We start from the raw sequence: 23,218 nt of genomic DNA, 5'->3' as shown, positions 1-23,218 counted from the left end.
CGCGGCCTGGGTGGAGTTCGGGGGAGCTGCCGACGGGGCCGCGGGGGCCCCGTCGCGGTCAGGCGCGCTCGTCGAGCGGCGTGTAGTCGATCGCGTTCTCGCCGGTGTAGATCTGCCGCGGGCGGCCGATCTTGCCGCTCGGGTCGTCGTTCATCTCCTTCCAGTGGGCGATCCAGCCGGGGAGGCGCCCGAGCGCGAACATGACGGTGAACATGTTCGTGGGGAAGCCGAGCGCGCGGTAGATGATGCCGCTGTAGAAGTCGACGTTCGGGTAGAGCTTGCGCTCGACGAAGTACGGATCCTTGAGCGCCGCCTCCTCGAGCCGCTGCGCGATGTCGAGCAGCGGATCCTTGATGCCGAGCTTCGACAGGATCTTGTCGGCGGCCGCCTTGATGAGGACGGCGCGCGGGTCGTAGTTCTTGTAGACGCGGTGACCGAAGCCCATCAGGCGGAAGCCCGAGCTCTTGTCCTTCGCGAGCTTGATGAACTTCGAGACGTCGCCGCCGTCCGCGCGGATCGCCTCGAGCATCGTCACGACCTCCTGGTTCGCGCCGCCGTGCAGCGGGCCCCACAGCGCGCAGATGCCCGCGGCGACCGAGGCGAAGAGGTTCGCCTTCGAGCTGCCGACGAGGCGCACCGTCGAGGTCGAGCAGTTCTGCTCGTGATCGGCGTGCAGGATGAGGAGCAGGTTGAGGACCTTCACGATGTCCTCGTCGATCTCGTACGGCTCGGCCGGGACCGAGAACATCATGTTCAGGAAGTTCGCGCAGTACGAGAGCGAGTTGTGCGGGTAGACGAACGGCTGGCCGATCGACTTCTTGTACGAGAACGCGGCGATCGTGCGCACCTTCGAGAGCAGCCGCGCGATGGTGATGTCGAGGTGATCGGTGTTCTTCACGTCGATCGCCTCCGGGTAGTAGCTCGACAGCGAGAGCACCATCGCGGAGAGGATCGCCATCGGGTGCGCCGTCGACGGGTAGCCGTCGAAGAAGCGCTTCATGTCCTCGTGGATCAGCGAGTGCCGGGTGAGCAGCGTGGAGAACCGGGACAGCTCGCTCTTGCTCGGCAGCTTGCCGTAAATCAGGAGGTACGAGGTCTCCACGAAGGTCGACTTCTCGCCGAGCTGCTCGATCGGGATGCCGCGGTAGCGGAGGATGCCCTTCTCCCCATCGAGGAACGTGATGGAGCTCGTGGTCGAGGCCGTATTGACGAACGCCGGGTCGATACAGACGTACCCGGTCTTCGAGCGAAGCGATGCGACATCGATCGCCTTCTCACCCTCGGTGCCCGTGATCACGGGTAGCTCGATCGTCTGCTCCGCACCGTTCTTGTTCAGCGTTAACTTCGCGGTCTCCTGCACGCCTCCTCCTTCCGCCGCAGCGCGGCGTAAGCTATCACGAGCCGAGGGAAGAATGCTTCCCCAACACAATCGAGGTGATGCGTTTGAGCGAGCCGGTCGTGCAGGGGGAGCTGGCCCATCACCCGGAGGCGCCTCGGCTGGCTGCCGAGGTGCGTCGGGTCCATGGGCGTTACGCTGACGAGGTCGTCGCTCGATACCGGCTCTGCCCGTTCATGCGCGACGCTGCAACCGGTTTCGGACGCTTCTACGTCCTGCTCGACCGCGAGCCCGTCCTGGAGACGGCGCTCGCGGCCGTACGGCAGGCGGAGTCCGCCGTCGTGCACCTGGTTTTCCCGTGCATCCACGCTCCGTCGCCCCAGTTCGAGCGGTTCGCGTCCCGCCTGGGCGAGCAGCTGCGGCGGGTCTGCAGCCCCGCGCCGGTGCTGGCCGCGTTCCACCCCGAGATGGCGGGGGACGAGGCGAGCTCGCACCGGCTCGTCGGTCTCCTCCGACACGCGCCGGATCCGTTCGTGCAAACGATTCCAGAGGGGCTGAACCATTCGGGGACTGTCCTCGCCGGAGCGGGCGTCGAGCCCGTGGCCGACCCCGCCGAGGACAATTACCGGCGCCTTCAAGGGGCGGGGATCGCCGAGGTCAAGGCCAAGCTCGCCGAGATCATGGCGGATCGGGACGCGAGCTACGCGCCCTCGCTCGCCCGGCTCGGGCTGGCCCGCCCCGGCCCGCGCTTCTTCCCCCTCCCCGCGCGGTGAGCGCGAGCGACCGAGCTAGCGCGCGGGCGACCGGCGCGACGAAGGGCCCGAGCCGCCTGAATCCGCCCTGGCCTCTCGCTGCGCCATCAGCGGCATCAGGTACGGGAAGCCGACCGCCATGGTGTCGAGGTTCGGGTCGATCTGGGCGGCCAGCCAGAACAGGAGCACGCAGGCCCGCTCGACGTAGAACCAGTCCTCGGGGTACTCGAACGAGCGCATCAGCTCCTGGAGCTCGCCGCGCTCCAGCTCGGGGTCGGCCAGCTTCTCGAGCTGCTCGGGGCGAGCGCGCATCAGCGCGGCCGGCGTGCGATCCTGGATCTTGAGGAGCTTCGCGAAATAGCTCTTCACGGTGCGCTCGAGCAGCGCGTCGTTGCCCCCGGGCGCGACGAAGCCCATCCGGCGGAAGCCGCGCACGACCGCCGCGTCGTCCTGCGCGAAGATGCCCTTCAGGATGTCGAGCAGGCCGTCGATGAGCTCGTCCCGGGCCTCGCAGATCGCGCCGAAGTCGAGGACCACGAGGCGGAAGCCGCCGCCCTCCTCCGCGCTCCGCGGAGCGACGAGGAAGTTCCCCGGGTGCGGGTCGGCGTGGAAGAAGCGATCCGCGAAGAGCATCTTGTAGAAGACCTGCACGAGCCGGAGCGCGACGTCGGAGGGCTCGACGCCGGCGGTCCTCAGCGCGTCGAGGCGCGTGATCTTGATGCCTTCCATGAAGGTCATCGTGAGCACGTCGCGCGTCGTGAGCTCGTGGATGACGTCCGGGAACGCGACGCCCGCGTCGCCCTCGAAGTTCTGCGCCATCCGCTCCATGCACGCGGCCTCGTGCAGGTAGTCCGTCTCGCGGCGGAGCAGGTCGACCAGCGACTCGTGCACCCGCTCGATGTGCCCGACCGGGACGAAGCGCTTGTAGACGAGGATCGCGAGGCGCAGGACGCGCAGGTCGACGGCGATGATCCCGCGGATGCCCGGGTAGAGGAACTTCACCGCGACCTTGCGCCCGTCGCGGAGGCGCGCGACGTGGACCTGCCCCAGCGACGCGGCCGCGAGCGGCGCGCGCTCGATCGAGGCGAACAGCTCGCCCGCCGAGCGGCCGAAGCTCGCGCGAAGCGCGGCCTCGAGATCGCTGAAGGGGTGGGGCGGCACCTGGTCCTGGAGCTGCTCGAGCTCCTTGCCGTAGGCCCGCGGCAGGAAGCCGCCCATGATCGACAGCACCTGGCCGAGCTTGATGAAGACGCCCCGCAGCTTGAGCATGACGCGCAGCAGGCGGCGGGCGTTCTTCTGATCGACGCGGGCCCGGCGCTCGACGAGCCAGCCGGGCAGCTCACGCGCGGCGGCGCCGCGCCCGAGGCGCCTCGCGAACACCCGCGCGAGCCCCAGCTGGATGAGGTAGCTCGTCAGGATGACCGAGAACGCGAACAGCGCGCGGAGGAGTCGGACGGCGAGCGTCATGTGCGGCAAAGCAGCCGCACCATGCTACCGCAGGGGCCGCGCGGGGCCAGCCATGCTCGCTCCCCGGGGATGATTCCCTCCCGGAGAGGGGGCCGCCGCGGGCCTTCGCCGCGCCCAGGAGCCCTCCGGCGAGCCGGATGGGCTCAGGAGAGCGAGTCCTTGATCGCCTTGATGGGGCGAGCGCGGACCGACTTGCTGGCCGGCTTGGCCGCGAACGTCATCGGCTGCTTGGTGAAGGGGTTGATCCCCTCGCGCGCCTTGGTCGCCGGCTTCTTGATGACGCGGAACTTCGCGAAGCCGGGCATCGTGAAGATGCCGTTCTTCTTGAGCTCCTTGTACGCGATGTCCGTCAGCGCCTCGAGGATCGCCTTGACCTGCTTGCGCGAGACCTCGTTCTCGTTGGCCTCCACGACCGCGTTGATCAGCGCGCTCTTGCTGAGCGAGGAGCTCTTCTTCCCGTCCGTTTTCTTCGCCGCCATGTTCATTCCTCCTGAGGTTTGTGCCCTCTTGCGCGCCAAAGGAAACACAACGGCCGCCACAGATCCAGTGTCGAATCGTCGATCCGAGCGACAAAAGAAGGGGTTTCTCGCCCCGGGTGGCGCGTCGCTCCGCCGGTGGGGCGGCCCGGAGGCCCCTCCCCTGGTCGACAAAACCCCTGAAAAACGGCCGAGATCGGCCCTTTTCAGGCCGCGCGCGTCCGCCTCGAGGGCCGCCCCGACGCCGGGTGCTCGGGGTAGGAAATCACCCGATCCCCTTCCGTTGAAGGCGATCCAGGACGCGCGGGTGTCCCCTCCGGGCCGAGCCTCTCCGGCCGACACGCCCGCTCGCGGCCTACCCCTGCGCGCGGCCGCGCCGCGGAGCCCCGGCCGGTCGAGGCCCGCGGGCGCGCGGGGCTAGCGGCCGCGCCGCGGAGCCCCGGCCGGTCGAGGCCCGCGGGCGCGCGGGGCTAGCGGCCGCGCCGCGGAGCCCCGGCCGGTCGAGGCCCGCGGGCGCGCGGGGCTAGCGGCGGCTGACCGCCGAGCCCGCGCCCCACTTCCTCTTGGCGGAGAGGCCCAGGATCGTCAGCGACTGGGGCGCCTGCGTGAACTCCATCACGTCGCCGAAGCCGACGTTCACCGCGTGGATCGGCCCGTCGAAGAAGAGCTTCGCGTCGTGCGTCTTGCTCCGCACGACCAGCGAGGAGCCCGGCTGGATCAGCGCGTGGCGGAAGCGGTACTCCTCGCCGTGAGGCGTGTACGGCTCGCGGACGACGAGCTGGAGGCGCTTCGAGGTGAGGGGCAGGACGCGCCCGCCGGCCGAGCGCTGCGCGGCCGTCGAGCCGGCCGCGGGGCCGATCCAGAAGCCGCTCGACTTCTGCTCCTCCTCGACCCGGCCGAGGCGGATGACGTAGCGCGACGTGGCCGCGGGGGAGACGTGGCAGAAGAGCGCGTCGTTCAGGACGCGCGCCGTCGCCACCTTGTCGTTCACCGTGACCTGCATGCGGGTGAGCACGGTGCGGCGGAGCGAGCCGCGCAGCGCCTTCGCGATCGCGTCGGCCGCGTCGCCGCTGGTCGCGCCGCAGAAGAAGCCGACGGAGTGGCCCGGCGCGCTGTTGATGCCGAGGATGGGCACGTCGCCGACGTTGTGCGACGCGCTGAGGAGCGTCCCGTCGCCGCCGACCGTGATCACGAGGTCGAGCTCGCCGGCGTCGAAGGACTCCGACGTGCCGGCGATGACGTCGACCTGCACGCCGAGATCGTCGAGCGCCGCCGTGACCTCGCGCACGGTCTGCTCGTGCGCCTCGTGCGACGCCTTGAGGCGCGCGATGGCGGCGTCGCCGGCCTCGATGAGCCGCGTGATGCGCGGGTCCTTCCGCTCCTCGCGGTAGATCCTCCAGGCAGAGCGCTTGACGACGAGCGCGACGCGGGGCGGGCGGCGCTGCGCGGGGGGTTGCTCCGCCATCAGAGCTCCGCGAGGCGCCGGAGCGCCACCTCCGTCTTCGCGTCCTCGATCACGCCGCGCCGGGTGAGCTCGATCGCGTCGTCGAGCGGGACCGCCGCGATGACGGCGGACCGCTCGAGCGGAGACCCGTCCTCGGTCGGCGTCTCCTGGCGCGCGGGGTCGACCTCGACGTGGAAGAAGAAGTGCCGCTCGCCGACCATGCCCGGCGCCGGGAACGTCGACGGGCCGAGCGGCTGGAGCTCCGACGGATCCACGGCGAAGCCGGCCTCCTCGAGCAGCTCGCGCGCGGCCGAGCGCTTCAGGCCCTCGGGGCTGCGCTCGTCGAGCTCGACGAGCCCCGCGGGCAGCTCCCAGAGGGCGCCGAGCGTCGGCCCCTCCGGGAAGGGGCACACCTCGGGCGCGCGCGTCGCCGCCGGCGGCCGGAGCGCCGAGCGGAGGAAGACATGACGGCGGCCGTCCGCGCCGCGGTAGTGCGGCGCGATCACCACCGCGTCGAGGCGCTCGCGATCGACGCTGTCGTAGGTGAAAGGGTCGCTCAGCGAGCCGTCGGGGAACTCGACGCGGAACACCTGGCGCCGCACGTTGAGGAACCCAGGAGCGTCCAGCGACGGGACCGTCCGGACCAGCTTGAGCGCGAGCTTCGGGAAGGGAGGTAGCACCATGCGTCGAGGCGCGAAGCATAGCGCCAAACCGCCGCCGATCGCGATGCGCGAGGCCCCCGATCGCGACGCGCTCGCGGGACGCGCTCCGGGACACGCGGGACGCGCTCCGGGACACGCGGGACCCGCTCCGGGACACGCGGGACCCGCTCCGGGACACGCGGGACCCGCTCCGGGACACGCGGGACCCGCTCCGGGACACGCGGGACCCGCTCCGGGACACGCGGGACCCGCTCCGGGACACGCGGGACCCGCTCCGGGACGCGCCGCGCGCGCGCCGGCGCGCGCGCGGCGCCGCAGAGGTCGGGGGAGGTCCCCCGCGCGCCCGTGACACGGGCTCGTCACGAAGACGCCCGAAAGGCTTCAGCCGAGCATGCCGCGCGCCCGCGCGATCGCCTCGATCTCGGGGCGCCGCCGCTCGAGCTCCGGTACGTCCTTGACCGGGAGGAAGCGCGAGGCGACCCCCTCGCGCGGCACGCGCAGGAACCGGGGCTCGAGCGCCGCCGTGATCTCGCCGAGGAGCCGCTCGAACTGGATCGCCTTCCGGTCGCCGATCTTCTTCTCGACCTCGACGTAGGTCCACTCCATCGCGAGCGCGTCGAGCGCCGCGGCGTCGACGAGGAACGTGTTCGTGTTGAAGACCGGCACGGCGGCCGGATCGAAGCCGTGGGGGAGGCGGAACTCCTCGGTGATGATGCGCTTGCCGTTCCACCGGACGGGCCCGCCGCCCCGGTCCGCGCCGACCTTGTCGACGACCTCGACCGTGAGGGGGTCGCCGTGGGCGAGGTGCCAGCCGAGGATCGCCGGGTCGACGGTCGCGCCGAGGTTGTCGAGGTTGGCGATCCAGACCGTCTTGCCGCCGCGCTCGAGGAAGCGGGCGAGCAGGCCGCTCCGGCGGAGCGCGTCGGGCAGGTCGCCGTGACCGGTGGCGTAGACGCTCGGCTCGCCCTGCTCGTCGAGGAACAGCGCGCCCTCGGGCGTCAGGCGCAGCGAGACGTCCTGCTCGAAGGTGGCGCAGCGCGCGCCGTCGAGGCGCGGGCCGAGGGCGTCGCGGATGGGCCGCTCGGTGGCCTCGCTCGTCATGAGCCAGAGCGGCACGTGGACGCCGGCGCGGTTCGCCAGCCGCTCGAGGTGCGCGTTCTCGCCCAGCCGGAGGTCGAGGAAGGTCCGGCCCGGGAGCGCCTCCACCAGCGCCTTGACCACGCCGCCCATCCGGGTCGCCATGCCGCCGGCGAGGACGCAGAGGGCCACCTCGCCCCCCGCCAGCGCCGCGAGCCCGCGCTCGCGGTACCGACCGTGCTCGGCGGTGCCCTCGACCGGCGCCGCCGTGATGTCGTCCGGGGTGGGGGGCTCGACCCGGCCGGGCAGCCGGTTGCGCGCGTCCCGCTCCACGCCGATGGTCGCCGCCCAGCGCGAGAGGCGCGACCCGTCGAAGCCCCGGTCGTGCAGGCGCTTCAGGAGAGGGGCAGGGAGGGCGGAGATCTGCTGTGCGAGGGACACGAAACTCCCAAAGCATGGGCAGAAGGGCCCGGCAATACGGCAGGTGCCTTCCGGCGCGAGCGCGCCCCGCGGCTCAGCGGAGCACGAGGACCCAGACGTCGTAGAGCGCGTGCGTCCAGACGGCCGGCGCGAAGCCGCGGAAGACGTAGATCCCCGTGAGCACGAGCCCGCACACCATCCGGAACACGAAGGAGGGCAGGTTCCAGGGGTCGCCCATCGAGCCGACGTAGTGCCAGCCGGAGAAGATGGCGGCGGCGACGAACGCCCAGCCGACCAGCAGCACCACCCCCTGGACCCCCCGGCCGAAGAAGAGCTTGATCGCGAGCGCGCCCAGCCCGTAGAGGCCGGCGCGGAAGGCGATCTCCTCGTAGAAGCCGGCGCCGAGCGACATCACGACCCCGGTGAAGATGTCGTTGGTCGCCGCGGGCGGGCCGAGCCGGAGGGAGCCGACCACGTAAGCGCCGGCGAAGCGCATCAGGATGGCGTAGAGCGCGCCCTCGGTGGCGAGCAGCGCGAAGCGCCTCGTCTGGAGGGCGTGGCCCCGGCCGAGGACCGAGAGGACCAGGACGAACACGGCGCCGACGGCGAACGTGAGGCCCGCGTAGAGCGGGAGGCTGTGCTTGGCGAGGGCGCGGAGCTCGGCGGTGACCGGATCCGCGGCGTTGCGGATGGGGAGGAAGGCGACGCCGAGGTGGTAGAGGACGAAGATCGGCATCGTCAGCGCGAGGTCGGTCAGCGCGTCGCTCTTCGCGGTGGGCTTCTCGCCGGCCGGCGCTGCCCCCGGCCGGGCGAGCTCCGCGCCGGCGCCGGGCATCAGGAAGGCCTCAGGCGGTACACGATCACCAGCACCTCGGCGGACCACATGACGAGGTTCAGCACGAAGGGGGTGTCCCGGAGGATCTCCTGGGTGGGGCTCTCGGCCTTCGCGCTGCCGGCCACGAGCTGGAGGAACCGGATCACCCCGAAGAGCGGGTGGATCGTCGTCAGCCAGAGGTAGGGGTTCTGGAAGAAGCGCTGCGTGTCGTGGTCGAGCGTGTACGCCAGGTAGGTGGCGATGGTGGCGAAGCCCGTCACCGCGAGCGCCGCGGTCAGGGCGCCAGGCGTGTAGGCGTCCAGCGCCGCGCGCTGCTTCGAGGCGTTGACCGAGGCGAGCTCGTGGCGGCGCTTGCCGAAGCCGAGGAAGAGCGCGAGCAGGGCGGTGCAGGCGATCATGAAGCCGGAGAGCGGCGTCTTCGTCGCGAAGCCGCCGGCGAGCACGCGCAGCACGAAGAAGACCGCGATACAGCCGACGTCGAGGTACGCGAGCTTCTTGAGCCGGAAGGAGTAGGCGACGTTGAGGACGTAGTAGCTGGCGGCGACGGCGGCGAAGAGCGGCGGGCCGAGCAGGCTGGCGCCGAGCGCGATGACCGCGAGGCCGACCGCCATGGCCTTGGCGACCGGGATCGGCACCCGGCCCGAGGCGATCGGCCGGAAGCGCTTGACCGGGTGGACCCGGTCGGCCTCCACGTCGACGATGTCGTTCAGGATGTAAACGGCGCCGGCGAGCAGGCAGAAGATCGCGAAGGCCCCGATCGCGCTCGTGATGATCGAGGGGTGGGTCAGGTGCTTGGCGAACACCACCGGGGCGAGGACGAAGAGGTTCTTCACCCACTGGTGGGGGCGCATCGCGCGGATCATCCCGCGCAGGCGCCAGAGCAGCGTCCCCTTGGGGGAGTCGGGCAGGAGGGGGGGCTGTGCGATCAGCGCGCCCGAGGGGGGCCCGCTCTCCGGAGGACGGGAGCTCGGGACGCCAGCGCCACGCGGAGGTGACGATGGGGGACTGCCAGAGGGAGCGGCGCCCGACGAGGCGAGCGAGCCGCCCTGCTCAGCAGGCGCTGGCACCTCCGGCGCGGCTCCGTCCTGGCGAGCATCGGCGTCGGGCGCCTCCTTGGAAGGGAAGGCTGCGGCGCTGTGGCGAAATAGGGGACCCGAGGCGGTCACGGCGGGCGGAGCATACCCGGGAGCACCGCCCCCGGCCATTCCGCGGCAGGCAAAAGCGCCGGGGCGCGCAGCCCACGCGGGATCCGGACGTGGGGCAGCGGGAGGGGTCGGAGCAAGGGGCGGCAGGCCCGGAGCGCCCTGCCCGGCGGACCAGGGAACGAGGTGGCGCAGCGTACCCCGGCCGGCGGCCCCGCCACCGAGGTCGCGAATCCGCGTTCGCACTGGCCGGCCCGGCTTGTGGAACGCAAAATGCGCATCCCCGCAGGCTGGCCGTAACCTCGTGCTACCATCGCCCGTGATGACATCAGCGCTCTCGGTCGCGCGTGAAGCTTCGCCTCTGCTCTTGAAGCTTCGCTCTGCCGTGGAGCAGGCCCTCGAAGGCAAGCCAGAGGCGGTCGAGCTGGCGCTCATCGCGCTGCTCGCCCGGGGCCATGTCCTCATCGAGGACGTGCCAGGCGTCGGCAAGACGACGCTCGCCCGAGCGCTGGCGAAGGCCGTGGGGGGCGAGCTCCGTCGGGTTCAGTTCACCAGCGATCTCCTGCCGAGCGACGTCCTCGGGGTGAGCGTGTTCGACCAGCGCCTCGGTCAGTTCGTCTTCCGCCAGGGGCCGATCTTCGCGAACGTCCTGCTCGCCGACGAGATCAACCGGGCGAGCCCGCGGACGCAGTCGGCGCTGCTGGAGGCGATGAACGAGGGGCAGGTGTCCATCGAGGGGACGGCGACGCCGCTGCCGGAGCCGTTCTTCGTGCTCGCGACCCAGAACCCCCAGGACTTCGCCGGCACATTCCCGCTGCCGGAGTCGCAGCTCGACCGGTTCATGGTGCGGATCCGGATCGGGTACCCGCCGCCGCAGGTGGAAATGCGGCTGCTCCTCCAGGGGGGCGAGCCCGATCGCGCGCGGAACGTGCCGCAGATCATCGATCCCGCCCAGCTCGTCGCGCTGCAGCGCGAGGTCGACCGCGTCGAGCTCGACTCGTCGCTGGCGACCTACCTGCAGGCGGTGCTCGCCGCGACGCGCTCGAGCCCGACCCTCTCGCTGGGCGCGTCGCCGCGCGCCGGCATGAACCTGGCCCGCGCGGCCCGGGGGCGCGCCGTCCTCCATGGGCGCTCGTACTGTATCGCGGACGACATCCACGACCTCGCGGTCGCCGTGCTGGCGCACCGGGTCCGGCTCTCGGCCCACGCGGAGGGCTACATGCCGACCCGCGACGAGTGCGAGGCGGCCGTGCGCGACCTCGTGGCGCGGGTGCCGGTCCCGCTCTGAGGGGTGGGCGATGGGGACAGAGGACCGGGAGCGGGGATCTCTCAGCGGCAGCTCCCGCGGCGCCGAGCGCGCCGACGCCGCGACGCGCAGCGCCATCCGTCCGAGCAGGCCGAGGCGTGACAGGCCTCCGGTCGAGCAGCGCCCGCTGGTGCCCTCGCGCGGCGAGAAGGCGTCGCCGTGGACGAAGCTCCTCTTCGCCCTGAGGCCGCCCCGGAAGCTCAAGTTCACCCGGGAGGGGAAGTACTACCTCGGGATCACGCTGGGCGTCGGCTTCGCGGCGATCAACACGGGCAACAACCTGCTCTACCTGCTGCTCGGGATGCTGCTGTCGCTGATCGTCGTCTCCGGCGTGATGAGCGACCTGTCGCTCCGACACCTCACCGTGACCCGGCGGCTCCCGGCCCGCGCCCAGGTGGGCCGGGCGCACCTCGTCGAGATCGAGGTCTACAACCACAAGAAGCGCGTGCCGTCGTACGCGATCGAGGTCGAGGACCTGCGCGCGGGTCAGCCGGCCGACAAGCGCTGCTTCTTCCTGAAGATCAGCCCCTCCAGCGCGCAGGTGGCCGCCTACCGCCGGACGCCGGCGAAGCGCGGTCGCGACCGGCACACCGGCTTCCGCATCGCGACCCGCTTCCCCTTCGGGCTGTTCGAGAAGTCGCGCGAGGTCGAGGCCGAGGGTGATCTCATCATCTACCCCGCGGTCGACCCGGTCCGGCTCCCGGCCGAGGAAGCCGGGCGGCGCGAGGGCGGCGCGAGCCTGAGCGGGCGCGGGGGCGGCGACGAGACCTTCGGGCTCCGGCCGATGCGCGAGGGGGACGATCCGCGCGACATCTACTGGAGGAAGAGCACGATGCGCGACCAGATGGTGCTGCGCGAGCGGACCCGCGAGACGCGGCCCGACGTGCAGATCGTCGTCGACACGGTGCGCCCCCCCGGGGAAGGCGACGGGTTCGCGCAGCTGTTCGAGCGCCGGATCCGCGAGGCGGCCTCGCGCGCCGTCGCCCACATCAAGCGCGGCGACGCCGTGGTCGTGGCGACGACGCTGGGCGAGCGGGTGCGCGGCGATCGCAACATCGGCTCCGACGCGATCCTCAGGTTCCTCGCGCTGCTCGACGCGGTGGAGGAGAGCCGGATGTCGGAGCTCAAGGCCGAGCGCGCCGCCCGGGCGTCCCAGCGCCAGGGCTCCAGCCCGGGCCCCAGCAGCGGCGAGCGCCGCACGAGCACGCCGAGGACCGCGTCATGAGATTCGGGATGGTGCATCGGATCATGACCGACGCGCTCGCGGCGCTCGGCGTCATCGCCCTCGTCGCGAGCGGCCAGTTCAACCGCTATGTGAGCTGGGCCATCCTCATCGGCCTCGCGCTCGCGCTCGTCGTGCGCGAGTCCTGGCAGCGGCACCCGGCGCTCCGCCACCTCGACACGGGCGTCCTCCTGGTCGTCATCGCCGTCCAGGTGGTCCGCATCGTCTTCACCGACGCGAGCGTCCTCGACGTGCTCGTGGAGTTCGCCGCCGCGCTGCAGATCATCCGGCTCGCGACGCGCAAGGGGGCGGCGCACGACCAGCAGGTCATCGTGCTCGCGCTGCTGCACCTCATCGCCGGGACCGTCCTCGGCGGCGGCCTCGGCTACGGGCTGTGCTTCATCGGCGTGCTCGTGGTCGCGCCAGGCGCGCTCGTGCTCAGCCACCTGCGGCGCGAGGTCGAGGGCAACTACCGGCAGGGGGCGCGCGACCGGACGGGGCTGCCGGTCGACGTGCCGCGCATCCTGCGCTCGCGGCGGGTGGTCGGGCGCTCGTTCCTGGCCGTCACCTGCCTGCTGTCGATCCCGATCTTCGTCTTCACCGCGGCCCTCTTCGTCATCTTCCCGCGCGTCGGCCTCTCGCTGCTCCTGCTCAACCGCGGTCACACGGGGCGGATGATCGGCTTCTCGGGCAAGGTCGACCTGGGCGCGGTCGGCGTGCTGCGCAGCGATCCCAAGCTGGCGATGCGGGTCGAGATCCCCGACCTGCCGGAGCCGCCGCCCCCGCGCCTCACCATGCACCTGCGCGGCACCGCCCTCGACGCGTACGACGGCCGCACCTGGACCCAGAGCGAGAACTTCAAGCGCCCGGCCGAGAGCGACGCGGGGCTCGTGCCGATCGAGCGGTACCCGGACCCGTCGGTCGACCCGGTGATGCGGATCGATCTGGAGCCGATCGATCCGCCCGTGATCTTCCTCCCGCCGAACGCGACGGGGCTCCGGTTCAAGAACCGCGGGCAGCTCGGGGTCGAGGCGGGCACGATGGCCCACCGGGGGCCGGAGGGGGAGTTCAGGTACCAGCCCCTGGACGACCGCGGGCTGGTCTACGACGTCTTCCTGTCGCGGAAGCGGTCGCCGACGTTCCAGCGCCTCTCGGCGGCCGACCGGCGGCGCTACCTGGAGCTCCCGAGGGACCTGCCGACGCGCGTCGCCGAGCTCGCGCGGACGTGGACGCGCGGCGTGGATCGCCCGGCGGACCGGGCGCGGGCGATCCAGGAGCACCTGCGCACGGAGTACCGGTACGACCTCGCGTCTCCGTCAGGCGCGGATCCGCACCCGCTCGATCACTTCCTGTTCGAGTCGAAGCGCGGGCACTGCGAGTTCTACTCGACGGCGATGGCCATCCTGCTGCGCGCGGTCGACGTCCCGACGCGCAACGTGACCGGCTTCGTCGGCGGCACCTACAACCGCTTCGGCCGGTTCTATGCGGTGCGCCAGGGCGACGCCCACTCGTGGGTCGAGGTCTACCTCGACGGCGAGGGGTGGATGACGTTCGACCCGACGCCGCCGGCCGACGCGGCGCCGAAGAGCGAGCTGGTCGGGGTCTGGGCGTACCTCCGCGACTTCATCGAGGCGACGAGCCAGCGCTGGGACCGGCACATCGTCGGCTACGACCTGAACCAGCAGGTGAGCCTGCTCCAGACGCTCACGTCGCGCTACCGGCGGTCCGGATCGAGCGGCGACGTCGCGCTGTCGCGCCCGCGGCTCCTCGCGGTCGCCGCCGTCGCGCTCGCGCTCGGCGGCGGCCTGCTCTACTGGCGCTTCCGCCGCTCGCGCCGCGGGCGCGAGGAGAGCCGCGCCGGCGCCGGGCGCACCCCGAGCGCGATCCTGGCGACCGCGCTGTACGAGAGCCTGGAGTCCGCGATGCTCGCGCAGGGCGTGCCGCGCCCCCCGAGCATGCCGCCGCTGCGCCACGCCGAGGCGCTGGAGCTCGCGGCGCACCCGCTGGCGCGCGAGATCCTGACGCTCACGCAGGTCTACCTGCGCGCCCGCTTCGGCGGGGCGAAGCTCACCGAGGACGACAGCCGCGACTTCGAGCGGCGGGTCAAGGCGCTGCGCGCGGCCGACCTCCGGGCGCTCGCGGCGGGCGAGATCGAGCTCCACGCCTCGACGTGATCGACGTGATCGACGTGGTCGAGATCAGCGGCGGCGCACCGGCCGCCGCGCGATGAACGCCTGGCGAATGCCGGTGACGGCGCGGCGGCTCGGGCCGCCGGAGACGAACGGATCCTCGGCCGCGAGCTCGCCCAGGCGCTCCAGGAACGACTGCGCCACGACGCGCTCGCCGAGCAGGCTGACGACGTTCGACTGGCCCCGCATCGTGGACGCGAGGACCGCCGCGGTCGACGTGTCCGGCACCGCGGCGGCCGAGAGCGACTCCAGCACGCGCCGGATCGGCGCGATCGACTGCGCGGTCGCGAGCTTGCGGTCCGAGGCGCCGAGCGGCTGCGGGGCGTACTCGAGCCAGATCCCGGCGACGTTCAGGTGGCCGAGGAGCCGCTTGGACCAGCGCGGATCGAGCTCCACGTAGAGGGGCCGCACGTCGGCCAGCGTGGAGAGCGCGAACTCGCTGGGCTCACCCGCGAGCGCGAAGTCGCGCAAGAGCGGCATGAGCTTGCGCTCGTCGGCGAGCAGGCTCGCCGCGACCTGGCCGCGGTCGAGCAGCGGGATCGGTACCACGAGCACGTCCGGGCGCTCGCCCCGCGTGATCCGCGCCGCCCAGACCCGCCACGCGATCGCGGGAGACCGCACGAGGACCGCGGATCTCGGGTCGAGGCTCCCGTACGCCTCGTCCGTCCAGACCTCGGCGGCGGTCTGCTCGCTGCGGTCCGCGGCGAAGCCGGCCTCCTCGCTCGTCAGCGCGACGAGCGTCAGCTGGAAGACGACCAGCAGCGCGGCGCCGCTCCGCGAGAACGGGACGCGCGTCTCGAGCAGCGCCCGCACCGCGGCGTGCGCCCCGAGCGCCGAGCCGACGGCGATCGACGCCACCGCGAGCGAGCGCAGCGGGGTGAGCGGATCGGCGGAGAGGACGCCGGCGGCCCGCGCGGGCAGGAGCGTGTCCAGGGCGAGCAGCGCGAGGAAGGGCGCGGCGAGCCACCGCGCGCGCGGGCGCAGCAGCGCGAGCGCCATGCCGGCGGCGGCGATGAGCAGGGAGACGACGCCGATCTCGCGGCTCCACGCGGCGAGCGCCGTGGTGCGCGCGCTCGCGACGTCGACGGCGGCGAGGCTCCCGGCCGTGAGCGCGCGGCCGATGTCCGCCCACGCGCGCGGCGCGAGCGGCCGGAGCACGAGCGGCGCGAGCAGGAGCGCGGCCGTGAGCGCGCCGGCGCCGGCGGCCGCCCCCAGCATGCGCCGGGGCGGGCCGGCGGCGGCCGAGGCGTCCGCCGCGCGGTCGGCGAGGCCCCGGCGGGCGAGGAACATGGCGTACGCCGCCGCCAGCGCGGCGAGGCCGGCGGGGGGGCTCTCGGCGAACGTGGCCCCGAGGAGCGCGCCGAGCCCGATCCACGCGCGCCCCGCGTGCCGCGCCTGCTCGGCGCAGGCCGACGCGAGCGCGACCGTCACGAGCGCGCAGCAGGTGGCGAGCATGGCGCCGCCGCCGACGGTCGCCTCCCGCTGCCAGGTCGGCGACAGCGCCGCCGTGAGGACGGCGATCGCCGCGAGCACGGCGGCGAGGCGCGGGCTCACGGCGCCGGCCGGCGAGCCCGGCGCGAGGCTCGCCGCGGGGCGCGCCGGCTCCGCCGCGCCGCCGCGGAGCCGCCGGAAGAGCGAGAGCCCGGGCAGGGGCGCCGGCCGCGCGGCCTCCAGGAGGAGCCGGCGGACCATCTCGTAGAGCACGCGCGACGCGAGCGCGAGCGCGAGCGCCGACCCGAGGGCGGTGCGGAAGGTGCGGGGGCCGAGCGGGAGCAGGCTCAGCGCCTGCGAGAGCGCCGTCGAGAGGCCGCCGCCCACCCCGACCGCGACGAGGCCGAGGTCCCGGACGGCGGTGAGGTCCTCCCGCCACTGCCCGGAGGAGGCGGCGCGGGCCAGCGAGAGCCCGAACGGAAGCGCGGCCGAGAGGAAGGCGAGCGACCGATCGAGCCAGCAGCGTTTCTCTCCGGAGCTCACCGGGCGGCCATGCCAGATCGGCCACGGATGGGCCAAGTTCCGGCGCACGGGCCCGCGCTCGCCGATCGGCGCGCGCTCCGCGCTCGGCGACGGAGCGCGGCGCGAGCATCCGGAGAGGCGGTGAGCGGCGACCTGGGTTAGAGTCGCCCCTCCCACGGAAATTCGGAGGTCGGCTCGTGTCCCGTTTCATCGATGAGCTCAAGAGGACGCACCGCTGCGGCGATCTGCGCGAGGCGGACATCGGCAAGGAGGTCGTGCTGTTCGGCTGGGTCGCGCGGCGGCGCGATCACGGCGGCTGCATCTTCATCGACCTGCGCGACCGCACCGGAGTGACGCAGATCGTCTTCGATCGCAGCTACCTCGGCGCGATCACGAAGCTGGGCGTGAAGGCGGAGGAGAGCGGCCTCCTCGAGGCGCACGCCGCCGCCGAGAAGGCCCGGTCCGAGTGGGTCGTCGGCGTCCGGGGCGTCGTGGTGAGCCGCGAGGCCAACGTGAACGACAAGATCGACACGGGCGCCATCGAGGTCTGGGTCGCCGAGGCGACGATCTTCAACAGGGCGGAGACGCCCCCCTTCGAGATCGCGGACGACATCGAGACGCGGGAGGAGATCCGCCTCCAGAACCGGTACATCGACCTCCGCCGGGCCCCGCTCCAGCGGGCGCTGCGCATGCGCCACGAGATCAACCGGACGACCCGGAACTACCTCTCGGACCAGGGCTGCCTCGAGCTCGAGACGCCGTTCCTCGTGAAGTACACGCCGGGCGGCGCGCGCAACTTCCTCGTCCCGTCGCGCATCTCCTCCGGCAAGTTCTACGCGCTCGCCGAGAGCCCGCAGCTCTACAAGCAGCTCTTCATGGTCGCGGGCTTCGACCGCTACTTCCAGATCGTGAAGTGCTTCCGGGACGAGGACCTGCGCATCGATCGGCAGCCGGAGTTCACCCAGATCGACGTCGAGCTGTCGTTCGTGAACCAGGACGACGTGTTCGGGCTGATGGAGGGGCTCGTCTTCGCGGTGTTCAAGGCCGCCCTCGGCAAGGACCTCAAGGAGCTCTACCCGACGGGCCGCTTCCCGCGCATGCCGTACGCCGAGTCGATGGCCCGCTTCGGCAACGACAAGCCCGATCTCCGCTTCGGGATCGAGCACGCCGACCTCACGGACCTCATCATCGAGCACGGCGGCGGCGGGGTGCCGTTCTGGGTGGAGATCGCCGAGAAGTACCGATCGGGCAAGCTGCGGCGCGACGTGCCGGCCGAGATCGTGAAGGGGCTCGTGATCCCGGCGAGCGCCAACCTGTCCCGCCAGCAGACCGAGGAGCTCGAGCGCGGGCTCCGGGACGTGAAGGGCTTCCGCGGGCTCGCGCGCGCCAAGCTCGCGGAGGACGGCTCCTGGACGCAGTCGCCCCTGTCGAAGTCGATCACGCCGGAGCTCCGGCAGAAGCTGAACGAGGCGCTCGGCGCCAAGCCGGGCGACATCCTCTGCTTCCAGTTCGGCAAGGAAGCCGTGGTGCACACCGTGATGGCGAAGCTCCGCATCGACGTCGCGAAGAAGATGGGGCTGATCCCGGAGTACGGGCATGGGGACCAGTGGCGGTTCCTCTGGGTGACGAACCCACCTCTGTTCGAGTACGACGAGGACACGGGGCGCTGGGCCGCCGCGCACCACGCGTTCACGCGGCCGATCGACGAGCACGTGCCGCTCCTCGAGAGCGATCCGGCGCGCGTCGAGTGTTACCGTTACGACCTCGTGCTGAACGGGTTCGAGATCGGCGGCGGATCGATCCGGCTGCACGACCCTGACGTGCAGGCGCGCGTCTTCAAGACGCTGGGCATCGACGAGGGCGACGCGCGCGACAAGTTCGGGTTCCTCCTGGACGCGCTCCGGAGCGGCGCGCCGCCGCACGGCGGCATCGCGCTCGGCATGGACCGGCTCTCGATGCTGCTCACCGGCGCGCCGACGCTGAGGGACGTCATCCCGTTCCCGAAGACCAACCAGGGCACCGACCAGATGACCGGCGCGCCCGTCCCCGTCGACGCCGCGCAGCTCGCCGAGCTCCACGTGAAGACGGTCGCCGCAGACACCCGAGCGGGCACGACGGGCACCGGCGGCGCCGGCGCTTGATGCCGGACCGATGGGCGCGCGCGTGAGCGATCTCCGGCGGCGGCGCGGCGCACCGTCGCCGACGCGCGCGCGCGCCGTAGGCCAACAGGCGCGCCCGCGCGCCGTAGGCCAACAGGCGCGCCCGCGCGCCGTAGGCCAACAGGCGCGCCCGCGCGCCGTCTGCGCCACGATGCGCCGCCGTGGCCGCGCTCGCTGTGCTCTGCGTTGCCCTCGCCGCGCGCTGCCGTGCCCCCTGGCCTTTATGTTTGCAGGCCGCGCACTTCTGATAGGGTAGGGCCTGCAATCTTCGCCATGGCCTCCCCGGCGCGCGTCCTCGTTGTCGATGACAGCCCGACCATCCTGAAGGTCGTCAGCGCCATCCTGGCGCGCAACGGGTTCGAGCCGACCGTGGCGCGCGACGGGCTCGCGGGCATCGAGCTGATCAAGAAGGGCCCGAAGTACGACCTCGTCCTGCTCGATTTCGTGATGCCGAGGATGAACGGCTACGCGTTCTGCCGGGAGCTCCGGTCGAACCCGTCGCACCGCAACGTGCCCGTGGTCCTGATGAGCGCCAAGGGCGACAAGATCCGGGGCCAGTTCGTCCAGCAGACCGGCGCGGTCGACGCGATCACGAAGCCGTTCGACGCGCGCGCGCTGGTCGCCGTGATCGAGGGCGCGCTCTCGAAGGCGACGGAGGGGCGCGCGCGGCCCGTGCCCGAGGGCGCGAAGATGCCGGACGAGGACATGATCGCCGAGAGCGTGCGGCCGAGCCTCCTCTCCCGGAACATGCTCCAGCGCTCCAGGGTCGACTTCGCCCAGCAGCTGGCGACGGCGATGACGCCGGCGATCATGGGCCTCTCGCCCGAGGCCCGGACCAACGAGGCCGCCGTCATGCAGGCGGTCGCCCGCGCGATGACGAGCGACGTGGTCTCCAGGCTGAACCTGACGCTCCGCGACCTCGACACGCCCCCGGACGCGAAGGAGGTGATGAGCGGCGACGTCTCCGCGATCCCGCTCGCCGAGATCCTCCAGCTGCTCCAGATGCAGCGGCAGACGGGCGTGCTCCGGGTGACGACGAACCGCGCGTCGGTCACGATCTCGATCCGCCAGGGGCTCATCGATCTCGTGCAGGCGCGCAACTCGTCGGACGAGTTCAAGCTCGGCCGCTACTTCATCGAGCGCGGGGTGGTGACGCGCGAGCGGCTCGAGGCGCTGCTCCGCGAGAAGATGCCGAACACCCTGCTCGGCCAGGTGCTCGTGGAGGCGGACGTCGCGACGAACGACGACCTCATCGCCGTGCTGGAGCGCCAGTCGAGCGAGCTGATCTACGAGGTGCTGCGCTGGCCGTACGGGCGCTTCTCGTTCACGCGCGAGCCGTTCCGCCCCGAGGTCGAGCAGGCGCGCCTCGGGCTCGCCGTGTCGGCGCTGGTGCTCGAGGGGTTCCGGCGCGTCGACGAGTGGCGGCTCATGGAGGGGACGATCAACTTCGACCAGGTCGTGGTCGTCGATCAGGTCGCGCTCGACGGCGTGGGCTCGGGCAAGCTGACGCGCACCGAGGAGCTCGTGCTCGGCGCGGTCAACGGCTCGCGCACGGTGAACGAGGTGATCAAGGAGAGCGCTGTCGGCTCGTTCGACGCGATCAAGACGATCTACCAGTTCCTGCAGTCGCGCGTGCTGAGGACCAGGGCGGCCTGAGGCCGGCGCCCGGGAGCAGGACCCGGGCGGAGCGGCGTGCCCGCGCGGCGCACCGCGCGCGCGACGAGCCCGCGCTCGGGAACCAGCGGAGCGCGCGGCGGGCTGCGCGCTGCGATCACGCGCCGGCGACACGCGCAGCGCGCCTGTCGAGCTGCCGGCGACGCGCGCCGTCTGCGCTCGCAGGGCGCCTGCGACGGCCGCCCGTGGGCTGCTCACGGCAGCTCTCCAGGACGACGGCGCGTCGCCTGCCGGTTGGGTTGTGTGCGCGCGGCGCTCAGGCGGCCACGTGACGGGCACAGCGCTGGGCGGGATCGCGGCGGAGAGGGCGGGATTCGAACCCGCGGATCAGTTTCCCGATCGCACGCTTAGCAAGCGTGTGCCTTCAGCCACTCGGCCACCTCTCCTGGTTTTCAGGAAGATCCGCCCGACCATGCACCAGGCATGGCCGGCGCGGACCTCGAAGCTCGACGATACAAAGAGCGTTCGCTCGACAGACGCTCGCCGCGGCCGTCGAGGGAGCGGCAACATACCAAAGAGGCTGCGCTGTGCACAGAAGATCGTGCGGGGTACGCGACGGTGCCGACGGAAACCCGGGGGCAGGAGACGGCAGGCCGGGAGGGCAGGCCAGCGAGCTCTGCCACAGACGCCAGGGTCGGCCGGGCCGGCGGGTGGTGGCCCAATTTGCCCCGGAGTGATTCACATGAAGGCGGGAAGGCAGGAAGATCATTGATCTTTTCTTCCCGCCTTCCCGCCTTCATGTTCAAATCCGGCCACCACCGGGCGGCGCCCGGGCCGGCGGGGCGGAGCCGGCGGGGAGCCCGGGAGCTTCCGCGGCGGCGGCGCTTGTGAGGGAGGAGAGGCGGCCCTTCGGCGGCCGGAGCCGCGCGCCCGTCAGTGCGGCACCCCATAGGCCAGGGCGAACAGCACGGCGCTGAGCGCCGCGCACCCGCCCCACGCCCGGGCCCCGCTGCGGGCGAGGAACACGACGCACATCGCCGCGACCCAGAGCGGAACCGCGAGCGACCAGCCGAGGATGGACCGCGCCCCCTCCGCGAGCGGCGCGAACCGCGAGAGGCACACGCTCGCAAGAAAGGCGAGCGGGAGCGTGCCGAGCAGCGCCGCGAGCACGCGCAGCAGGGCGTCGAGCCGGGCGAGCCTGCCGCTAGCCATGACACGCCCCCGCGAACGACAGCGCCACGACAGCCGGAGGACACAGGGCCGCGAGGCCCCACACAGCGCGCGGCCAGAGCGGCGCGAGCAGGACGAAGAGGCTCGCGGCGCAGAGGAGCGCCGCGAAGGGGACCAGGAACGCCGCCGCGCCGGGCTCGGCGCGGCTCCACAGCCACACCGACAGCGAGAAGAGGGCGGCGGCCAGCACCCGGGCCGCGACGCGCCACGCGCGCCTCGCGCGCAGCCGCGACGCGACGCGGAACGGGATGCGCTCCGGCCGCGCCCCGTGGAGCAAGGCGAAGGCGAGGTACGCCGCGAGGACCGATGCCGTCTCAACCATGGGACGCCGTCTGCCCCCTCGCCATCAGCCCCGCCCCGCCGTGCGCCAACCGCGACGGCAGCTCGTCCTGCGTCGCCGGCGGCGGCGCATGCCGCAAGGCTGCCCGGCGAAGCGCCCAGGCCGAGGCGCACAGCGCCGCAGCCGTCAGCAGGAGCGCGATGTCGACGGCGACGACCGACCCGAGCTTCGGACCCGCGCCGAAGAGCCCCGCGCTCGACGATCGCGCCGCGAGCGCCGGGACAGGCAGCAAGAAGAGCCCCGCGAGCCCGGTCTGCTGCCACCAGAGGCGCCCGCCGTCACGCGCGGCGAGCGCCCACGCGACGCAGAGCCCGAGCGCCACGACGAACGTGAGCTCCTCCGCCGCCATGCGGCCGGTCCAGCCGAGCGGCAGCGCCCGGCTCGCGAGGAAGAGCGCCGCGATCGCGACGAGCGTCCCCGCGCCGAAGCCCACGGTGAGCCGCGCGAGGAGGCGGTTGCCGAGGCTCTCCCGCCGCGCCTCCCGCCGCGCGAGCCAGATCGAGTTGCCGGTGAGGATCGTCGCGCACGTCGCCACGGCGAGCACGAAGAACAGGAGGCGAAGCGTGATCCCGCCGAAATCGGCGAAGTGGAGGCCATAGATCCAGCGGAGCGCGCTGCTGCGAGCGCCCGCCGCGCCCGGCGCGTCGAGCGAGAGGACCGCGCCGTCGGTCGCCCGCAGGCGCACGGTGCCACGCCCGAACGGAACGCCCTCGATCGGTCCGCGGATATCGACGGTCCCGCTGTCGAGGCCGCGGTGCCGGATACGGACCACCTCGGGGACGAGCCGAGGCTCGGCCGCGCGCGCGCGCGCCGCGAGCTCGTCCAGCGTGAGGCCGCGCGCGGGCGCCCCGGGCGCCGGCTCTTGCGCGAACGACGCGCCCCAGGCCGCCCGATCCGCGCGCGCGGCGTCCCCCCCGAACACAGGGCCCGTGAACGCCGGCACCAGCACGCCGAGGAACACGATGAACGCGCCTGTGTAAGCGTACATGAGCTGAAACGGCAGGCCCATCACGCCGAGCACCTTGTGCATGTCCGACCAGACGACACGGCGCCTCTTGTCCGGCCGGAACTGATGAAACTGCCGGACGATGTCCTTCAGGTGGATGAGCACGCCTGTCGCCAGCGCGAGCAGGAGCGCGACGGACAGGAGACCGGCAACGTAGTAGAGCCACACGCCCGTCGCGTCGTGCCACAGGTAGTGAAGCTCGAAGAGAAAGCGGGAGAGCCCCTCGCGCTCGCGCACGCCCCCGTCATGGACCCACGACGAGACCTGCTCGCCTTGCGCGTAGTAGAGGACCCGCGCGGCGCCCTGCCCGCCCTCGGGCAGGTAGAACCAGAGCTCCTCGGGCGTCGCCGGAGCGGCGGCGAGCCCCTGCTCGAGCGTGGCCTCGAGCCCCACCTGCTCGACGGAGGAGCGCTGCTGGCGCAGGGGCTCCTCCCACACCGCGAGCTGCCCCCGGAACAGCGCGATGCCCCCCGTCAGGAACATCACGTAGACCAGGAGCCCCCCGATCACGCCGGTCCAGGCGTGCACGTCCCAGAAGGTCGTGAAGGCATGGCGGGAGAGCTTCAAGGCCATGTCGAGGTCTCCTGT

The 23,218-nt window shown here is 72.5% G+C and carries 18 protein-coding genes and 1 tRNA gene; 6 read left to right on the top strand and 13 right to left on the bottom strand.

The features are described from left to right. Positions 1-58: 58 nt before the first annotated feature. Positions 59-1,336 (bottom strand): citrate synthase, encoded by a 1,278-nt coding sequence (locus WME85_RS49315; RefSeq protein ID WP_437312326.1) that lies wholly within the window; start codon positions 1,334-1,336, stop codon positions 59-61. Positions 1,337-1,437: 101 nt separating this feature from the next. Between WME85_RS49315 and WME85_RS49310 the strand changes: the two genes are divergently transcribed. After that, complete coding sequence (locus WME85_RS49310; protein ID WP_437305975.1) at positions 1,438-2,109, top strand: hypothetical protein; 672 nt, start codon at positions 1,438-1,440, stop codon at positions 2,107-2,109. A gap of 15 nt (positions 2,110-2,124) precedes the next feature. On the opposite strand, the gene WME85_RS49305 is transcribed toward WME85_RS49310, so the two are convergent. From WME85_RS49305 to WME85_RS49275, 7 genes are all read right to left on the bottom strand, one after another. Next, the gene (locus WME85_RS49305) at positions 2,125-3,555 is read right to left on the bottom strand and encodes an ABC1 kinase family protein (protein WP_437832176.1); all 1,431 of its coding nucleotides are present in this window, start codon (positions 3,553-3,555) and stop codon (positions 2,125-2,127) included. Between the two features lie 143 nt (positions 3,556-3,698). Further along, on the bottom strand, positions 3,699-4,034 hold the full coding sequence (locus tag WME85_RS49300; protein WP_436623438.1) for an HU family DNA-binding protein: 336 nt from the start codon (positions 4,032-4,034) through the stop codon (positions 3,699-3,701). A gap of 520 nt (positions 4,035-4,554) precedes the next feature. Next, complete coding sequence (locus WME85_RS49295; RefSeq protein ID WP_437832173.1) at positions 4,555-5,496, bottom strand: NAD(+)/NADH kinase; 942 nt, start codon at positions 5,494-5,496, stop codon at positions 4,555-4,557. Continuing rightward, a complete protein-coding gene (locus WME85_RS49290) occupies positions 5,496-6,158 on the bottom strand; it encodes an NUDIX hydrolase (protein ID WP_437832170.1) in 663 nt (220 codons plus the stop codon). Before WME85_RS49290 ends, WME85_RS49295 begins: the two co-directional genes overlap by 1 nt. A 360-nt stretch (positions 6,159-6,518) precedes the next feature. Then, a complete protein-coding gene (locus WME85_RS49285; protein WP_437832168.1) occupies positions 6,519-7,655 on the bottom strand; it encodes a UTP--glucose-1-phosphate uridylyltransferase in 1,137 nt (378 codons plus the stop codon). A 73-nt stretch (positions 7,656-7,728) separates the two neighbouring features. Continuing rightward, positions 7,729-8,469 (bottom strand): CPBP family glutamic-type intramembrane protease, encoded by a 741-nt coding sequence (locus tag WME85_RS49280; protein WP_437621972.1) that lies wholly within the window; start codon positions 8,467-8,469, stop codon positions 7,729-7,731. Next, positions 8,469-9,536 carry a decaprenyl-phosphate phosphoribosyltransferase gene (locus tag WME85_RS49275; protein ID WP_437832166.1) on the bottom strand — a complete coding sequence of 356 codons (1,068 nt, stop codon included), beginning with the start codon at positions 9,534-9,536 and terminating at the stop codon, positions 8,469-8,471. The genes WME85_RS49280 and WME85_RS49275 overlap by 1 nt, the downstream gene beginning before the upstream one ends. 397 nt (positions 9,537-9,933) lie before the next feature. Here WME85_RS49275 and WME85_RS49270 point away from each other — a divergent pair, with 397 nt between their 5' ends. Genes WME85_RS49270 through WME85_RS49260 form a run of 3 tightly spaced genes read left to right on the top strand, consistent with a single transcriptional unit; the run spans position 9,934 to position 14,313 of the window. Continuing rightward, entirely contained in the window at positions 9,934-10,899 is a 966-nt protein-coding gene (locus WME85_RS49270; RefSeq protein ID WP_433931256.1) for an AAA family ATPase, read from the top strand. A 10-nt stretch (positions 10,900-10,909) separates the two neighbouring features. Continuing rightward, on the top strand, positions 10,910-12,142 hold the full coding sequence (locus WME85_RS49265) for a DUF58 domain-containing protein (protein WP_437832163.1): 1,233 nt from the start codon (positions 10,910-10,912) through the stop codon (positions 12,140-12,142). Then, positions 12,139-14,313, top strand: a complete 2,175-nt coding sequence (locus WME85_RS49260) for a transglutaminase TgpA family protein (RefSeq protein WP_437832160.1) — start codon at positions 12,139-12,141, stop codon at positions 14,311-14,313. Before WME85_RS49265 ends, WME85_RS49260 begins: the two co-directional genes overlap by 4 nt. 24 nt (positions 14,314-14,337) lie before the next feature. Here WME85_RS49260 and WME85_RS49255 read toward each other — a convergent pair whose 3' ends face one another. Further along, the gene (locus WME85_RS49255) at positions 14,338-16,302 is read right to left on the bottom strand and encodes a hypothetical protein (protein WP_437832158.1); all 1,965 of its coding nucleotides are present in this window, start codon (positions 16,300-16,302) and stop codon (positions 14,338-14,340) included. Between the two features lie 176 nt (positions 16,303-16,478). Here WME85_RS49255 and aspS point away from each other — a divergent pair, with 176 nt between their 5' ends. Both aspS and WME85_RS49245 read left to right on the top strand, forming a co-directional pair. Further along, entirely contained in the window at positions 16,479-18,422 is a 1,944-nt protein-coding gene (gene aspS / locus WME85_RS49250) for an aspartate--tRNA ligase (protein WP_437832155.1), read from the top strand. 291 nt (positions 18,423-18,713) lie between these two features. Beyond that, on the top strand, positions 18,714-20,096 hold the full coding sequence (locus tag WME85_RS49245; RefSeq protein WP_437305964.1) for a DUF4388 domain-containing protein: 1,383 nt from the start codon (positions 18,714-18,716) through the stop codon (positions 20,094-20,096). A gap of 317 nt (positions 20,097-20,413) precedes the next feature. Here WME85_RS49245 and WME85_RS49240 read toward each other — a convergent pair. From WME85_RS49240 to WME85_RS49225, 4 genes are all read right to left on the bottom strand, one after another. Further along, positions 20,414-20,500: transfer RNA gene (locus WME85_RS49240), tRNA-Ser, on the bottom strand. A gap of 487 nt (positions 20,501-20,987) precedes the next feature. After that, complete coding sequence (locus WME85_RS49235) at positions 20,988-21,266, bottom strand: hypothetical protein (protein ID WP_437832152.1); 279 nt, start codon at positions 21,264-21,266, stop codon at positions 20,988-20,990. After that, entirely contained in the window at positions 21,259-21,606 is a 348-nt protein-coding gene (locus WME85_RS49230; protein WP_437832149.1) for a hypothetical protein, read from the bottom strand. The genes WME85_RS49235 and WME85_RS49230 overlap by 8 nt, the downstream gene beginning before the upstream one ends. Then, the gene (locus WME85_RS49225) at positions 21,599-23,203 is read right to left on the bottom strand and encodes a PepSY-associated TM helix domain-containing protein (RefSeq protein WP_437832147.1); all 1,605 of its coding nucleotides are present in this window, start codon (positions 23,201-23,203) and stop codon (positions 21,599-21,601) included. The genes WME85_RS49230 and WME85_RS49225 overlap by 8 nt, the downstream gene beginning before the upstream one ends. Between the last annotated feature and the right edge of the window lie 15 nt (positions 23,204-23,218).

The organism is Sorangium sp. So ce1153, from assembly GCF_051521595.1.
GTDB lineage: Bacteria > Myxococcota_A > Polyangia > Polyangiales > Polyangiaceae > Sorangium.
The sequence above is the reverse complement of the archived record's forward strand: the minus strand, read 5'-3'. Positions and strand labels throughout refer to the sequence as shown.

Coding starts and splice junctions, on each gene's coding strand:
- WME85_RS49230 (WP_437832149.1), bottom strand. CDS start 21,606: ATGGTTGAGACGGCATCGGTCCTCGCGGCGTACCTCGCCTTCGCCTTG.
- WME85_RS49295 (WP_437832173.1), bottom strand. CDS start 5,496: ATGGCGGAGCAACCCCCCGCGCAGCGCCGCCCGCCCCGCGTCGCGCTC.
- WME85_RS49305 (WP_437832176.1), bottom strand. CDS start 3,555: ATGACGCTCGCCGTCCGACTCCTCCGCGCGCTGTTCGCGTTCTCGGTC.
- WME85_RS49280 (WP_437621972.1), bottom strand. CDS start 8,469: ATGCCCGGCGCCGGCGCGGAGCTCGCCCGGCCGGGGGCAGCGCCGGCC.
- WME85_RS49310 (WP_437305975.1), top strand. CDS start 1,438: ATGCGTTTGAGCGAGCCGGTCGTGCAGGGGGAGCTGGCCCATCACCCG.
- WME85_RS49290 (WP_437832170.1), bottom strand. CDS start 6,158: ATGGTGCTACCTCCCTTCCCGAAGCTCGCGCTCAAGCTGGTCCGGACG.
- WME85_RS49225 (WP_437832147.1), bottom strand. CDS start 23,203: ATGGCCTTGAAGCTCTCCCGCCATGCCTTCACGACCTTCTGGGACGTG.
- WME85_RS49270 (WP_433931256.1), top strand. CDS start 9,934: ATGACATCAGCGCTCTCGGTCGCGCGTGAAGCTTCGCCTCTGCTCTTG.
- WME85_RS49260 (WP_437832160.1), top strand. CDS start 12,139: ATGAGATTCGGGATGGTGCATCGGATCATGACCGACGCGCTCGCGGCG.
- WME85_RS49300 (WP_436623438.1), bottom strand. CDS start 4,034: ATGGCGGCGAAGAAAACGGACGGGAAGAAGAGCTCCTCGCTCAGCAAG.
- WME85_RS49245 (WP_437305964.1), top strand. CDS start 18,714: ATGGCCTCCCCGGCGCGCGTCCTCGTTGTCGATGACAGCCCGACCATC.
- WME85_RS49265 (WP_437832163.1), top strand. CDS start 10,910: ATGGGGACAGAGGACCGGGAGCGGGGATCTCTCAGCGGCAGCTCCCGC.
- WME85_RS49235 (WP_437832152.1), bottom strand. CDS start 21,266: ATGGCTAGCGGCAGGCTCGCCCGGCTCGACGCCCTGCTGCGCGTGCTC.